The organism is Rhizobium sp. CBN3 (assembly GCF_030518245.1).
GTDB lineage: Bacteria > Pseudomonadota > Alphaproteobacteria > Rhizobiales > Rhizobiaceae > Rhizobium > Rhizobium aethiopicum_A.
In genome coordinates, this window is sequence record NZ_JAULSE010000002.1 from 106,249 (window position 1) to 119,127 (window position 12,879).

Annotated in this window: 13 protein-coding genes and 1 pseudogene; 3 read left to right on the forward strand and 11 right to left on the reverse strand. The window is 63.6% G+C overall.

Annotation, left to right across the window (positions count from 1 at the left end):
* Nucleotides 1-66: 66 nt before the first annotated feature.
* From QWJ46_RS03300 to QWJ46_RS03315, 4 genes are read right to left on the reverse strand one after another with little or no spacing between them, the layout of a single operon-like run.
* On the reverse strand, nucleotides 67-882 hold the full coding sequence (locus tag QWJ46_RS03300; protein ID WP_302748996.1) for a 3-methyl-2-oxobutanoate hydroxymethyltransferase: 816 nt from the start codon (nucleotides 880-882) through the stop codon (nucleotides 67-69).
* A gap of 26 nt (nucleotides 883-908) precedes the next feature.
* On the reverse strand, nucleotides 909-2,135 hold the full coding sequence (locus QWJ46_RS03305) for an NAD(P)/FAD-dependent oxidoreductase (RefSeq protein WP_302748998.1): 1,227 nt from the start codon (nucleotides 2,133-2,135) through the stop codon (nucleotides 909-911).
* A gap of 11 nt (nucleotides 2,136-2,146) precedes the next feature.
* A complete protein-coding gene (locus QWJ46_RS03310) occupies nucleotides 2,147-2,461 on the reverse strand; it encodes a MocE family 2Fe-2S type ferredoxin (RefSeq protein WP_138396202.1) in 315 nt (104 codons plus the stop codon).
* 22 nt (nucleotides 2,462-2,483) lie between these two features.
* Nucleotides 2,484-3,572 (reverse strand): fatty acid desaturase family protein, encoded by a 1,089-nt coding sequence (locus tag QWJ46_RS03315; RefSeq protein WP_302749001.1) that lies wholly within the window; start codon nucleotides 3,570-3,572, stop codon nucleotides 2,484-2,486.
* Nucleotides 3,573-3,701: 129 nt separating this feature from the next.
* On the opposite strand from QWJ46_RS03315, the gene QWJ46_RS03320 reads away from it, so the two are divergent.
* Both QWJ46_RS03320 and QWJ46_RS03325 read left to right on the forward strand, forming a co-directional pair.
* Nucleotides 3,702-4,730 carry a LacI family DNA-binding transcriptional regulator gene (locus tag QWJ46_RS03320; protein ID WP_302749491.1) on the forward strand — a complete coding sequence of 343 codons (1,029 nt, stop codon included), beginning with the start codon at nucleotides 3,702-3,704 and terminating at the stop codon, nucleotides 4,728-4,730.
* A gap of 162 nt (nucleotides 4,731-4,892) precedes the next feature.
* The gene (locus QWJ46_RS03325) at nucleotides 4,893-5,705 is read left to right on the forward strand and encodes a TIM barrel protein (RefSeq protein ID WP_302749002.1); all 813 of its coding nucleotides are present in this window, start codon (nucleotides 4,893-4,895) and stop codon (nucleotides 5,703-5,705) included.
* Between the two features lie 57 nt (nucleotides 5,706-5,762).
* Here the strand turns inward: QWJ46_RS03325 and cobM are convergent, their stop codons facing one another.
* Both cobM and cbiE read right to left on the reverse strand, forming a co-directional pair.
* Nucleotides 5,763-6,521: a precorrin-4 C(11)-methyltransferase gene (cobM, locus tag QWJ46_RS03330; RefSeq protein ID WP_302749004.1), complete on the reverse strand. Its 759-nt coding sequence runs from the start codon at nucleotides 6,519-6,521 to the stop codon at nucleotides 5,763-5,765.
* A gap of 4 nt (nucleotides 6,522-6,525) precedes the next feature.
* Nucleotides 6,526-7,758, reverse strand: a complete 1,233-nt coding sequence (cbiE, locus tag QWJ46_RS03335; RefSeq protein ID WP_302749006.1) for a precorrin-6y C5,15-methyltransferase (decarboxylating) subunit CbiE — start codon at nucleotides 7,756-7,758, stop codon at nucleotides 6,526-6,528.
* On the opposite strand from cbiE, the gene QWJ46_RS03340 reads away from it, so the two are divergent.
* Nucleotides 7,757-8,527, forward strand: coding sequence for a cobalt-precorrin-6A reductase (locus QWJ46_RS03340; RefSeq protein WP_302749008.1), 771 nt, complete (start codon nucleotides 7,757-7,759; stop codon nucleotides 8,525-8,527). The genes cbiE and QWJ46_RS03340 overlap by 2 nt on opposite strands.
* On the opposite strand, the gene QWJ46_RS03345 is transcribed toward QWJ46_RS03340, so the two are convergent.
* The 5 genes and pseudogenes from QWJ46_RS03345 to cobF form a co-directional block, all read right to left on the reverse strand.
* Entirely contained in the window at nucleotides 8,491-9,255 is a 765-nt protein-coding gene (locus QWJ46_RS03345; RefSeq protein ID WP_302749010.1) for a precorrin-3B C(17)-methyltransferase, read from the reverse strand. The two genes, QWJ46_RS03340 and QWJ46_RS03345, sit on opposite strands and share 37 nt — an antisense overlap.
* On the reverse strand, nucleotides 9,252-9,983 hold the full coding sequence (locus tag QWJ46_RS03350) for a precorrin-2 C(20)-methyltransferase (protein ID WP_184458530.1): 732 nt from the start codon (nucleotides 9,981-9,983) through the stop codon (nucleotides 9,252-9,254). The genes QWJ46_RS03345 and QWJ46_RS03350 overlap by 4 nt, the downstream gene beginning before the upstream one ends.
* Nucleotides 9,980-10,612, reverse strand: coding sequence for a precorrin-8X methylmutase (locus tag QWJ46_RS03355; RefSeq protein WP_184458529.1), 633 nt, complete (start codon nucleotides 10,610-10,612; stop codon nucleotides 9,980-9,982). The genes QWJ46_RS03350 and QWJ46_RS03355 overlap by 4 nt, the downstream gene beginning before the upstream one ends.
* Nucleotides 10,613-10,633: 21 nt before the next feature.
* Nucleotides 10,634-11,983 (reverse strand): annotated as a pseudogene (cobG, locus tag QWJ46_RS03360) (precorrin-3B synthase); the annotation flags it as partial.
* A 63-nt stretch (nucleotides 11,984-12,046) separates the two neighbouring features.
* The gene (gene cobF, locus QWJ46_RS03365; RefSeq protein ID WP_302749011.1) at nucleotides 12,047-12,811 is read right to left on the reverse strand and encodes a precorrin-6A synthase (deacetylating); all 765 of its coding nucleotides are present in this window, start codon (nucleotides 12,809-12,811) and stop codon (nucleotides 12,047-12,049) included.
* Nucleotides 12,812-12,879 lie beyond the last annotated feature (68 nt).

Below are 12,879 nucleotides of genomic sequence, written 5' to 3' on the forward strand. Positions count from 1 at the left end.
CGGCGACGGAAGCCAATGCAACTTTCCCCTTCTCCCGCTGGGAAGAAGGGAGTCGCCGGGCAGGCGTCAGCGCTTGTCCGTCTCGTTAGTCAGCCGGTCGAGGAAAATCTTCAGTTCGGCCTCGTCGATACCGACGCAGTGACGCTTTTCCGGATAGGCGCCGGTCCTGACGTCCTCGGCGAATTCGGTGAAGGCGGCGATGCGCTCGCGCTGCAGCCGGTCATGTTCGGCGGCGAAGTTGCGATAGACCTTGGCATGGCGGGGATAATGATCGCGATTGGCGCCGAGCACGTCGTCGGCGAAGAGATATTGAGCGTCGCAGCCGCTGCCCGCGCCCATCGAGATCATCAGCATCGAGGTGTTGCTGCTGATGGCGGCGGCGACATCTCCCGGCACGACTTCGATTTCGGCGGCGAAGGCGCCGGCCTCCTCGAGCGCTTTGGTCTGCCGCCAGATCTCGGCCGCACTTGCTGCCGTCTTGCCGACGGCGCGGAAGCCTCCGGTCCAGGTGGCTTTCGAGGGAATCAGCCCGAGATGGCCGCAGACGGGGATGCCCTCGTCTCGCAGGCGCCGGATCGTCTGCAGGCTCGCGGCGCAATAGACGGCATCGCCGCCGGTCTTCAGCGCCGCGAAGGCGGCGCGCAGATAATCTTCCGCCGAGACATGGTCGCCATATTCGAGACCCGGAATGGCGAAGGGCGTGGGGGCGATCTCCCGGAAGACCGGGCCGAGCAGCGACGGTGGTACCGAGACGATGTCGATCCCGGCCTTTTCGGCGGCTTCGGCCTCCTCGAGCGAAGTGACCCGCAGCATGGTCAGCTGGCGCCTACCCTTTTCCGCAAGCAGATCGGCAACGGTTGCACGCTTATGTTTTTTCATCATCAATTCCTTTGAAAATATTGGACGGCTCAGGCGGCCAGAAGGGATTTCAGCTTGACGTTGCTTGCCGTCAGCGCAGCAGGGTCTGGACGGGCGCCGGCCGCGATCAACATTTCCGCAAGTCTGATGTCGCGCGCCACGGCATTGCCCGGTCCGATGCCGCTTGTGGCGATCAACCGGCCATCGGCGTCGAGGTGGAAGAGAATGAAGGCGTCTGGGCCGAGGTCGCGGCGCAGATGAAGGGCCGCCCCTTCGGCGAGGCCTGACATCTGCAGCGTCATGTCGTATTGATCCGACCAGAACCACGGCACGGATGAGACGGCTTCGTCGAGGCCGAGCATGTTGGCTGCGGCCAACGTGCCCTGCTCCTGAGCATTGCGCCAGGATTCGAGCCTCACCCGCCGGCCGCCATAGATCGGCAGCGGAAAGGAGCAGCAGTCGCCGGCGGCAAAGATATCAGGCGCCGAGGTCCGGAGATAGGTATCGACGGCAATGCCGTTTTCGATTGTAAGCCCCGCCCTTTCGGCGATGTCGACATTCGGCCGCGCGCCGATGCCGACCAAGGCGAGATCGGCCTCTACCGCCTCGCCTGTCGACAGTTTGACGACGGCCTTCCCGTCTTCCTCGGTCAACACCTCGATCGAGACGCCGCAGCGGATATCGACGCCTTCGGCGCGGTGGCGTTCGGTGAGCAGATGGGCGATCTCCTCCGGCACGCCGCGTTTCAGCACGCGCTCCAGCCCCTCGATAACGGTGACGTCGGCGCCAAGCAGGCGCGCCGTCGCGGCAAGTTCCAGCCCGATGAAGCCGCCGCCGATAATGGCGATATGCCGCCCCGGCTTCATCGCCTCTCGCAGAGCGGCCGCATCGTGATGCGTCCTCAGCGAACGGATATGCGGATTGCCTTCCGGAGCGCCGGGGAACGATCTCGCGGTCGCGCCCGTCGCCAGCAGAAGCTTGTCGTAGGAGAGTGCGGTGCCATCCGAAAGCAGGACGGTCCGGGAGGCAGGATCGAAATCCCTGGCTTCAACACCGGTCAGCAGCCGGATGCCGCTCTCGGTGTATTTTTCCGCAGTGGCGATGAATTTCGGATTGCCGGCATCGGCTGCAGCGGCCTTGGAAAGCGGCGGCCGTTCATAAGGATGAAGGGGTTCGGCGCCGACAAGCGTTATCTCGCCGGCAAAACCTTTTTCCCGCAGAGCGAAAGCGGCGCGGGCACCGCATTCGCCCGCACCGAGGATGACGAAATGAGCCACATCAGCCTCCCTCAGACAGCGATGAAGACGGTGTCGCCTTCGATCTTGACCGGATAGGTCTTGAGATTGACGCAGACCGGCGCACCCTTGGCTTCGCCCGTCTTGTAGTTGAAGCGGCCGTTATGTTTCGGGCATTCGATGATTTCATCCATGACAAGCCCGTCGGCGAGATGGATCTGTTCATGCGTGCAGAGCCCGTCGGTGGCGAAGAATTCGTCGTCGGGGCTGCGGTAGACCGCGAAGGTGCGCCCGCCGTGATCGAAGCGGATGACATCCTCTTCGTCGATCTCGTCCTTGCCGCAGACTTCGATCCAGTTTCCGCTCATCTTTAACCTCCCTCGATTGTGATTATTGCGCCGCCGGGGCGAGTTCGTTGTGGAATTCCTCGCGGTAGGGCCGCGCGGTGGCCGGCAGTTCGCGCTTCAGGAAATAATCCTCGTTGCGCAGCTGGCGCAGGAAAGCCGGGATCATCTCGCGGTAGCCCGACCAGATCGACGGATTCGGCGCCGGCAGATCGTGCTTGATCATTGCGTGCAGCCGGGGCAGCGCGTGATAGGGCACCATCGGGAACATGTGATGTTCGACGTGGTAGTTCATGTTCCAATAGATGAAACGGCTGATGGGGTTCATATAGACCGTGCGGCTGTTCAGCCGGTGATCGATGACGTTGTCGGCAAGGCCGCCATGCTGCAGGAGCCCGGTCAGCACGTGGTGCCAGGCGCCGTAGAGGCGCGGTAGGCCGAACAGCATCAGCGGCAGGATCGAGCCGGTGGCCGCCGCGACGGCGATCGTCGCCAGATAGATCGCCAGCCAGATGCGGGCGACGCGGATCGCCTTCGGCTGCTCCATCTCCGGAATGAAGGTCTTTTCCGCCGCGCTGATGACGCCGAAGGCGTTGCGCAGCATGTCGACCATCGCATGCCAGACATCGAGGATGCCGAAGAAATTGAGGATCAGTCGGAATAGGTCCGGCGGTCGCATGACGGCGATCTCCGGATCGCGGCCGACGATGACCGTATCGGTATGATGGCGCGTATGGCTCCAGCGCCAGGTCACCGGATTGCGCATGATCATGAAGCAGGCGATCTGGTAGACGGCGTCGTTCATCCAGCGCGTCTTGAAGGCGGTGCCGTGACCGCATTCATGCCAGCGGCTGTCGGAGGCCGAGCCGTAGAGCACGCCGTAAGCGAGAAAGAAGGGCAGCGCGATCCAGGAACCCCAGAAATAGATGCCGAGACTGGCAAAGACCAGCATGCTGCCGAGCCAGATGACCGTGTCACGGATGGCCGACGCATCGGAGCGCTGCATCAGCGCCTTCATCTCCTTGCGCGGAATCTCGGTGTGATACCATTCGGCAGCCGCCAGTCCCGTCTCCACCGCGGTGCGGCCGCTTTCACCGAGCAGGTCGTAGTCACGTTTCTTTGTCTGGCTCGCCATTATCCGCCTCCCTATGCCGTTGCCCGGAGAATAGGTTGACTTTGGGCGACGCTCAATGCAGGCTTGATGTAATCTATCAAAAGCCATCATGAATGGCTCGCATCCATGAGCGAATACATCAGGAACACCATGCGCCGTCCCACCATCTCCGATCTTGCCCGCGCCTCCGGCGTCAGCGTCGCCACTGTCGACCGCGTTCTCAACGCTCGTCATCGTGTGCGTGAGGAAACGGCGCGGCGGGTCTATGATGCGGCGCAGGAGATCGGTTATCACGCCGTCGGACTCATCCGGCAGCGCGTCTTCGAAGATCTGCCGCAATACAAGCTCGCCTTCCTGTTGCAGAAGCCGACGCAGGCCTTCTATCAGACCTTCGCCCGCGAAATCGAAACAGCGGCGCGCGCCGTCACCACCGCCCGTCTCCAGGTCCAGATCGAATACCCGTCTGCGACGACCCCTGCCGCCATCAATGAGAAGATCAAATCGCTCGGCGCCCGCAATCAGGCCGTAGCCGTCGTCGGCCCGGACTATCCCGCGGTGACGACCGCGGTGGAGGAATTGAAGGAGCGCGGCATTCCCGTCTTCTCGCTGCTCTCCGATCTCGCCACCGGCGTGCGCGACGCCTATGTCGGCGTCAACAACCGCAAGGTGGGACGCACCGCCGCGTGGATGATTGCGCGCACGGCGCACAGGCCAGGCAAGGTCGCCTGTTTTGTCGGCAGTCACCGCTTCCACGGCCATGAACTGCGGGAGATCGGTTTCCGCTCCTATTTCCGGGAGAATGCGCCTGAATTCGATGTCGTCGAAACATTGATCAACCTGGAGACCGCCGAAATCACCCATGAGGCAACGCTGACGCTGCTGCAGAAGCATCCCGACCTCGTCGGGCTTTATGTCTGCGGCGGCGGCATGGAGGGGGCGATTTCGGCGTTCCGTGAAGAGGATGTCGGCGGCCGGATCGTGCTTGTCGTCAATGAGTTGACGCCGGAGAGCAAGGCTGGTCTCGCCGATGACATCGTCACCATGGTGGTCGCCACTCCCCTGCCCGCTCTCTGCAAGGAGCTCTTATCGCTGATGCTCGGCGCGATAGAACATGGTGAGGCTGCCGTTCCCGGCCAATCCTTCCTGCCTTTCGATATCTATATTTCCGAGAATATCTGAGGAGTGATGGAATTCTATCATTCCGCCTGAAATTCTTTCAGCAATGAGGGCGGGCGCCGGCAATGACGGATGGATTGCCCGGCAAATTCGGATAGAGATTCGCTCGCCCATTCACGAGTACTGCTCCGCTTCTGTCGCGGAGACGAGGAGGATATACCCGTCATGACTTCGATCCGCTTTGCCCTCAACCACATGGCCGCGCCGTCGCTTGCTGTCGACGATTTCTTCGCGCTGGCAAAGTCGCTCGGCATTGATTCCGTTGAGATCCGCAACGACCTTTCCGGCAATGCCATTCTCGACGGCACCAAACCCGAAGCGATCAGAGAAGCCGCCGCCCGCCACGGGCTGACGATCATTTCGATCAACGCCCTGCAGCGCTTCAACGAATGGAACGAAACCCGCGCCAGGGAAGCGCAGGAACTGATCGACTATGCCGCCGCCTGTGGCGCCAAGGCGCTGGTCCTCGTTCCGAAGAACGATGGCACAGGCTGCGCCGACGGCGAACGCCAGGCCAATCTGCGCCAGTCCCTGGCAGCACTGAAGCCGATGGTCGACAAAGCCGGCATCATCGGCCTCGTCGAGCCGCTCGGTTTCGAGATCTGCTCGCTGCGTTCGAAGACCGAGGCGGCCGAGGCGATCAGGGAACTCGGCGTGCAGTCGACCTTCAAGCTCGTCCACGACACGTTCCACCATCACCTTGCCGGCGAAGCAGCAACCTTCCCCGAGCTCGCCGGCCTCGTGCACATTTCCGGCGTCAGCGATCCCTCGGTTTCCGTTGCCGATATGCGTGACTCCCATCGCGTGCTCGTGGACGGCGACGACCGGCTCGACAATGCCGGGCAGATCAAGGCGTTGCTGCAGGCGGGCTATAAGGGCCCGTTCTCCTTCGAACCTTTTGCTGCGGAAGTTCATGCGCTCAAGGATCCGGCCGCTGCGCTGCGCGCCAGCATAGATTATCTGACCGCGCGGGTCTGAGGCCCGACGCACGTTCTCTTCACGATCGGTCGCTGGCGAGCGGCCGATCGTGAGACGTTATTCCCGGCCCCTGAACCGACGCTGATAGGCCGGATCATAGAGCGAGCTCTCGCGAAAATCTTCCGCCGCGAGCGACGGTCCGACGAAGATGATCGCCGTGCGTTCGATCGGTTCAGCCGCAACCTTTGCCTCGATATCAGAGAGCGTGCCGGAAAGGATGCGCTCGTCCGCCCAGGAGGCCTTGACGACGATGACGACCGGGCAGTCTGCGCCGTAGAGCGGCGTCAACTCGTCGACCACTTGTTTCAGCGCATGGATCGCCAGATGGATCGCCAGTGTAGCGCCCGTCGCGCCGAATTTCGCCAGCGTCTCTTCATTCGGCATCGGCGAAGCGCGGCCGGACACGCGGGTCAGCACCAGGCTTTGGGCGACGGCCGGGATCGTCAGTTCGCGCCCGAGTGCTGCGGCCGCAGCGGCAAAGGCCGGAACACCCGGGGTCATCGTATAGGCGATGCCGTGCTTCTGCAGCCGGCGCACCTGCTCGGCCACCGCGCTCCAGACGGAGAGGTCGCCGGAGTGGAGCCGGGCGACGTCTTGGCCGGCGGCAGCGGCGCGGAGATATTCCGCCTCGATCTCATCGAGCGACATCGGGGCAGTATCGACGATGCGCGCGCCAGACGGGCAATATTGCAGCAGTTCCGGCGAGACGATCGAGCCGGCATAAAGGCAGACCAGGCAGCGGGCGATGAGATCGCGGCCACGCACCGTGATCAGATCCGCAGCGCCCGGTCCCGCGCCAATGAAATGCACCGTCATCCCGTTATCCTTTCGTCCAGCGCCATTGCGTTACCGGCATCGCCGGCCGCCAGCCGCTCATGCTGCCGAGCGGCGCAGCGCGCGATATTTCGATCCGTGTGAGGGAGCCGCCGCGTTTTGCATGCTCGGCGATCAATACCGCTTCCATGTCAAGCGTCACGGCATTGGCGACGAGCCGCCCTCCCCGCTTCAGCGCGGCGATGGCAATGTCGATGACATCAGCTTCGCTGCCGCCACCGCCGAGGAAGATCACATCCGGTTCCGGCAGGCCTCGCAGCGCATCGGGCGCCGAACCCTCGACGACGGCGAGATGCGGCACGCCGAAGTCGGATGCATTGCGGGCAATCCGCGCCGCCCGCTCCGGCGATTGCTCGACGGCGATCGTCTTCAGGCTGGGATCAGACAGCATCCATTCGATGCCGATCGATCCCGAGCCGGCGCCGACATCCCAAAGCAGTTCGCCGTGACGTGGCGCAAGCGCCGAAAGCGTCATCGCCCGGATCTCGCGTTTGGTGATCTGACCGTCATGCTCGAACAAATCATCTTCGAGACCCGCGGCAAAAGATAGGATGCGAGCCCCCTCCCCTGCCGTGATCTCGAGCGCGCAGACGTTCAGAGGGTCAATGTCAGCGAGATCGAAATGCGCCGCCACGACGCATCTCTGCCGTTCCCGCGCACCGCCCAAGGCTTCTAGCACGGTAAGTCTCGACTGACCGAAGCCGGTGGTGACAAGCAAGGCTGCGAGCGCGTCGGGTCCCTTCTCATCAGAGGTCAGAGCAATGATGCGCCGCCCGGAGTGCAGATGCGGTCGGACCAGGTCGAGCGGGCGTCCGTGCAGCGAGATCGTCGTCACGTCCTGCTGCGGCCAGCCGAGCCGGGACGCGGCAAGGCTGAAGGCCGAAGGCGCCGGAATGACACGCATCTCTTCGGCCGCGACACGGCGGCAGAGGGTTGCGCCGACGCCATAGAGAAACGGATCGCCGGAGGCGAGCACGACGACAGGCGTGCCGCGCCGTTCAAGGACGGCATCGACTGAGCGCTCGAACGGGCTCTGCCAGGCAAGTTTTTCGCCCGATATCAGCGATGCGGCAAGCGCGTGGTGCCGCGCTCCGCCGAAAACCGCGGGTGCTGTGGCGATCAGCCTCTTCGCCTCCTCGCCCAGCCCTGCTGGACCATCTTCGCCGATGCCGATAATAGTCAGCCAGCGCTTGCAGCAAGTGGGAAAGACATCAGACATGGGAAGACTTCGCATCCTGATTCTCGGCGGCACGAGCGAAGCGCGTCTGCTCGCCGAAGCGCTCGCGGCGCGTGATGATTGCGATATTCTGCTGTCGCTGGCAGGACGTACCGAGAAACCGGCCGTGCAGCCTGTTCCGGTCCGTATCGGTGGTTTCGGCGGTGCCATGGCGCTGGCCGAGTTTCTGAAAGCCGGCAGTTACGGGCTGCTGATCGACGCCACGCACCCTTTCGCTGAACGAATTTCCAAAAATGCCGCCTTCGCGGCCGAGGCCGCCGCTATCGCTGCGATCGCTCTGCGCCGTCCCGGATGGCAACGCTTGCCGGGCGATCGCTGGCGGGAAGCGCAGAGCATCCCGGCGGCCATCGCAGCGCTCGGCCAATCTCCCCGCCATGTCTTCCTGGCGACGGGCCGGCAGGGCGCTCACCACGCAGAAGTGGCGCCGCAACATCACTATCTCATCCGCAGCGTCGACCCCGTCGAACGGCCGCTTCGGCTTGCAAATGTCGAATACATCCTCGACCGCGGTCCCTTTACGCTGGAAAGCGAATGCACTTTGCTGAGGCGGCATCATATCGATGTCATCATTGCCAAGAACAGCGGCGGCACGGCCACCTATGCAAAGATCGAGGCGGCGCGCCTGCTCGGCATCGAGGTGATGATGGTGGCGCGTGCGCCGTCGCCAATCATCACATCGGTCGAAACCGTCGAGGCGGCGCTTGCGGCGATCGATCACCTCTTTCCCCCCGCCATGAAACGTGGCGTGTAGACCAGGTCCGGCTTGCCGGAGCGGGCGACGATCCGCGTTTCGGTGGAGCCGATGATGATGCAGGTCGCCATATCGGCAATCGATGCATCCGCTTGCGATAGCGGCTGCACCGCAATGCGCTCGTTTGCCCGCCCGGCCGCGCGCCCGAAAATCACCGGGGTCCTTGCCGGCAGATAGTCGCGCAGCAGCTTGAAAGCCTCGCCGAGTTGCCACGGCCGCGCCCGGCTGATCGGATTATAGAGCGCGATGACGAAGCCCGCTTTTGCCGCCAGACCCAACCGGTTTTCTATGATATTCCAAGGCTTTAAGTTATCTGATAGTGATATTGCGCAGAAATCGTGGCCAAGCGGCGCGCCGGCTCTTGCGGCCACCGCCAGCATCGCCGTGACGCCGGGCAGCACGGTAAGGTCGACGGCGCGCCACGCCGCCGGCCCATTCTCGATCGCCTCGCAGACGGCAGCGGCCATGGCGAAGACACCGGGATCGCCGCCGGAGACGATACAGACGTTGGCGCCATCCGCTGCCATGGAAAGCGCCGCCCCTGCCCTGTCGAGCTCCTCGCGATTGTCAGACGCATGCCGCAGCTGATCGGAGCGGAGCTGCAGCCGGTCGAGATAAGGTCCGTAGCCGAAGAAATCCGTCGCCGCCTCGACGGCGGCCAGCGCTTCCGGCGTCATCTGCTCGGGATTGCCGGGACCGGTGCCGATGACGAAAAGCCTGCCACTCATCGGCTGCCCTCCCAGCCCGGCACCAGCACGAGCGAGAAATAGGGCGCATCGCCGTCGCTCCTGTCGGCAAGCTTCTCCATCGCCGCATTCGCCATAGTGCCGCGCTCGACATAGACGGCGTCCGCTAGCCGGCCGGCTGCCGAAAGCGCCCGGCGGATCTTCGGCAGATTGCGGCCGACCTTCATGATGACGGCAGCTTGCGTATCGACAAGGCGCCGCGTCAGTTCGCTCTCGGCCATCGTACCGGGCAGTACGGAAAGTACGTCGTCGCCCTGGACAATCGGCATGCCGGCCAGCGACCAGCAGCCCGACATGGCGCTGATGCCGGGGATCACTTCGGTAGGGTAGTGCGTGGAAAGCCTGACATGCAGGTGCATATAGGAGCCGTAGAAGAGCGGGTCGCCTTCACTGAGAACGGCGACGGTGCGCCCGGCGTCGAGATGCCCGGCGATGTCTCTTGCAGACCGGTCGTAGAACTCGGTAATCAGGCTCTGATAGCGTTCGTCATTCTTGTCGATCTCGGTGGTGACGGGATAGTAGAGCGGCAGCAGAGTGACCCAAGGTTTCAACAACGGCTCGACGATCGCCTTGCCGTTACCGCCCCTGCCCTGCTTGGCAAAGTAAGCGATGACATCCGCGCGTTCGATGGCGCGCACGGCCTTGAGGGTCAGAAGCTCCGGGTCGCCGGGACCCGTGCCGACGCCGATGAGACGGCCTGGTGTCGTCATAGGCCCGGCCTCGCCAGCGCATTGATGGCGGCCGCCGTCATGGCGCTGCCACCGAGCCGGCCGCGCACGATGGCGAAGGGAACGCCATAGGAATTTTCCGCCAGCGCATCCTTCGATTCCGCCGCGCCGACGAACCCGACGGGCATGCCGAGGATCGCCGCCGGTTTCGGCGCGCCGTCGCGCAGGAGTTCGAGAAGATGGAAGAGCGCGGTCGGCGCGTTGCCGATCGCGACAATGCTCCCGCCGAGCCGATCGAGCCAGAGATGCATGGCGGCGGCCGAGCGTGTATTGCCGATCTCGCGTGCGCGCTCCGGCGTTGCGGGATCGCGCAACGTGCAGATCACCTCGTTCAGCGCCGGCAGCCGCGCCCGTGTGACGCCGTGCGACACCATTTCCGCATCGCAGAAAATCGGCGCGCCGGCCTTCAGCGCGTCGCGCGCGGTGCTGACGAAATCGGTGGAAAAGACGAAATGCTTCGCCGCTTCCACGAGCCCGCAGGCATGGATCATGCGAACGGCGATTTCAGCCTCGTCTTCGGTGAAAGGCGAAAGATCTGCCTCGGCGCGGATGATCGCGAAGGAACGCTCGTAGATCGCGTCGCCGCTGCGGATGTAATCGTAGTCTGGCATTCCTATTCCTGTCGCGGCGCTGGTTGCGCCAAGCCGTGTAAGGCAGGCGGCGGCCGATTCGCCAGCGCTCCTGTTGTCTTCGATGGACCGGGCGAGCCTCTCTATAGCGAAATCGATCCGACCGCCAGCGATCCGTTCATCCGGTAGATCTGAGGCAAGGCCGTTGATGACGAGGCAGAAACCATCCGCCGATCCGGTCAGCGTCAGCGCCGGCCCGGCATGGGCGCAGCCTTTCGAACAGCCGGAGAGATGGATCGTCAGAGATCCGTCGAAGAGAACGGGTGCTGCGGCAATGAGGCGGCGCGCCATGGCTCTCGTCTCGTAGAAAGCGGAGCCGCAGGCGCCGGCGCCGGCGCAGGCAGCGACATATTCGCTTTTCTCGCCGGGTTGCACGGTAAAGCCAAGGTTGCTCGCGGTGATCTGCAGAGCCGGCGCCGCATCTGCCGGAAAGCCGGTGAAGAAGAAGCCGCGGCCGGGCGCAAGCCGGATGGCTGTTGCGCCATGAGTTTTTGCGTCGTCGAGCAGGGCGGTCAGATCGGGCGCCCTCATCTGGCCGAATTCCGGCCGCACGCCAAGCACGTGTTTCCCGTTCTTCAGTCGGTGCAAGCCGGAAAGCGGCGTTTGTTCTTGATGCGACGGACGAAATCGGATGGCGTCCATAGCGGGAAACCGCGCCCGCAGAAGGGCCGGATCGATGTCCCTCGCCCGCCTGCTCTGCCCCACCGCCAGAAGATCGAGAATCTCGCCAACGGCTGATATTGCTGTCTCCATGGGGCCCTTCGCGACCGGCGTTGCCGTCTCGCCGTCGCCGTTGATCGTCACGAGCCATTGTGCGCCGGGCTGTGCGACGATACGGATGTCGGCCGAGAGCGCCGACAAACCGAATGCGCCGCCGCCGTCGATGATGAGCGAGAGTTTCGGCGCGAGCCGCGGCGAGGCGAGCAGCTCTGCGAGCTTGCTGCGCAAGGTTTTTTCCAGCGCTTCCGGATCGCCCGTTTCCTCGGGATCGATGCCGTGCAGCGGCGATATTTCGATGGCCGGCCCGTCCGGCACGGCAATCCCGGCGGCATCAATATCGGCGGTGAGACGTCTCACGGTCTCGGCCCGTAGTCCGCGGATCTGCAGGTTGCCGCGCGCGGTGATTTCCACGATGCCGTTTCCATGCTCCGCAGCCGAGCGGGCAAGCGCTGAGAATTGCGCCAGCGTCAAGGCGCCACCGGCCGGACGCAGTCGTACGAGCAACCCGTCGCCGGTCGGCATCGGTGCGGCAAGGGCCGGACAGGCGCCGCGCGGGCGTTGCTTCGCCGGCGGCCGATCATCGAGATCCGCCTCGTCTGTCCTGTCGATTGCCTTGGCGGCCTTCGTGCCCATTCTCAATCCTCTGATCATCCCTTACATGATCGCGGCCTGTGCGGCAAAACATGACGGCGGCGGCTATTCCTCGAAGTCGCGTCCCTTGCGTAAAAGATATATGTCCATGATCCAGCCGTGCCGCTGTCTCGCCTCGGTCCGCAGCGCCTGAATATCGGCCGCGATGTCTGCGAGCCGCCCCGATCGGATGATCTCGTCCTGAGTGCCGAGATAGGCGCCCCAGAAGATCTCGGCGTCGGCATCGTCGATCTTCGCAAAAGCCTGTTCGCCATCGAGCATGACGACCGTGCTGCCGCCGCGAAGTCCATCCCGCGCCAGCCGCCGCCCGGTGGTGATCTCGACCGGCTTGCCGACGAGGTTGAGCGGGATTTTGTGGCTGGCCGCCAAAGCCTGGATGCTGGTGATGCCGGGAACGACGCTGTAGTCGAATTCAATGCTGTTTGCTTGGCGCACGCGTTCGATGATGCGGATCGTGCTGTCGTAAAGACTGGGATCACCCCAGATGAGAAAGGCGCCGGTGCCGCCGTCTGGCAGCCCCGAAATCAATTCTCCATAGATATTGGCGATCTCGCCGTGCCAGGCATCGACGCTTTGTGAGTAGCTTCTGTCTGCGGTCTGCCTTTGCGGCACCTCGAATTCCGCGATCCGGACGCCTGAGCGGGTAACATAACGCTTGCAGATCTCCCGCCGGATCTCGGCGAGCTCTTCTTTGCCGGCGCCCTTGAGCGGCAGGAAGATCACCTCTGCGGCGTTCATCGCCTTGATCGCCTGTATGGTGACGTGCTCCGGATTGCCCGTGCCGATTCCGATGATATTGATATGCTTCAAGCGGATATTTCCCCGTGTGGCCAAGCGGTATTGCCGAAAAACCGGGCTGGCCGCAAGGGCGGGGCAGG

Bases quoted from the DNA above. Each gene is read 5' to 3' on its own strand.
- QWJ46_RS03300 (WP_302748996.1), bottom strand. From the start codon at position 882: ATGATGAAAAAACATAAGCGTGCAACCGTTGCCGATCTGCTTGCGGAA.
- QWJ46_RS03310 (WP_138396202.1), bottom strand. From the start codon at position 2,461: ATGAGCGGAAACTGGATCGAAGTCTGCGGCAAGGACGAGATCGACGAA.
- QWJ46_RS03315 (WP_302749001.1), bottom strand. From the start codon at position 3,572: ATGGCGAGCCAGACAAAGAAACGTGACTACGACCTGCTCGGTGAAAGC.
- QWJ46_RS03320 (WP_302749491.1), top strand. From the start codon at position 3,702: ATGCGCCGTCCCACCATCTCCGATCTTGCCCGCGCCTCCGGCGTCAGC.
- QWJ46_RS03325 (WP_302749002.1), top strand. From the start codon at position 4,893: ATGACTTCGATCCGCTTTGCCCTCAACCACATGGCCGCGCCGTCGCTT.
- cobM (WP_302749004.1), bottom strand. From the start codon at position 6,521: ATGACGGTGCATTTCATTGGCGCGGGACCGGGCGCTGCGGATCTGATC.
- QWJ46_RS03340 (WP_302749008.1), top strand. From the start codon at position 7,757: ATGGGAAGACTTCGCATCCTGATTCTCGGCGGCACGAGCGAAGCGCGT.
- cbiE (WP_302749006.1), bottom strand. From the start codon at position 7,758: ATGTCTGATGTCTTTCCCACTTGCTGCAAGCGCTGGCTGACTATTATC.
- QWJ46_RS03345 (WP_302749010.1), bottom strand. From the start codon at position 9,255: ATGAGTGGCAGGCTTTTCGTCATCGGCACCGGTCCCGGCAATCCCGAG.
- QWJ46_RS03350 (WP_184458530.1), bottom strand. From the start codon at position 9,983: ATGACGACACCAGGCCGTCTCATCGGCGTCGGCACGGGTCCCGGCGAC.
- QWJ46_RS03355 (WP_184458529.1), bottom strand. From the start codon at position 10,612: ATGCCAGACTACGATTACATCCGCAGCGGCGACGCGATCTACGAGCGT.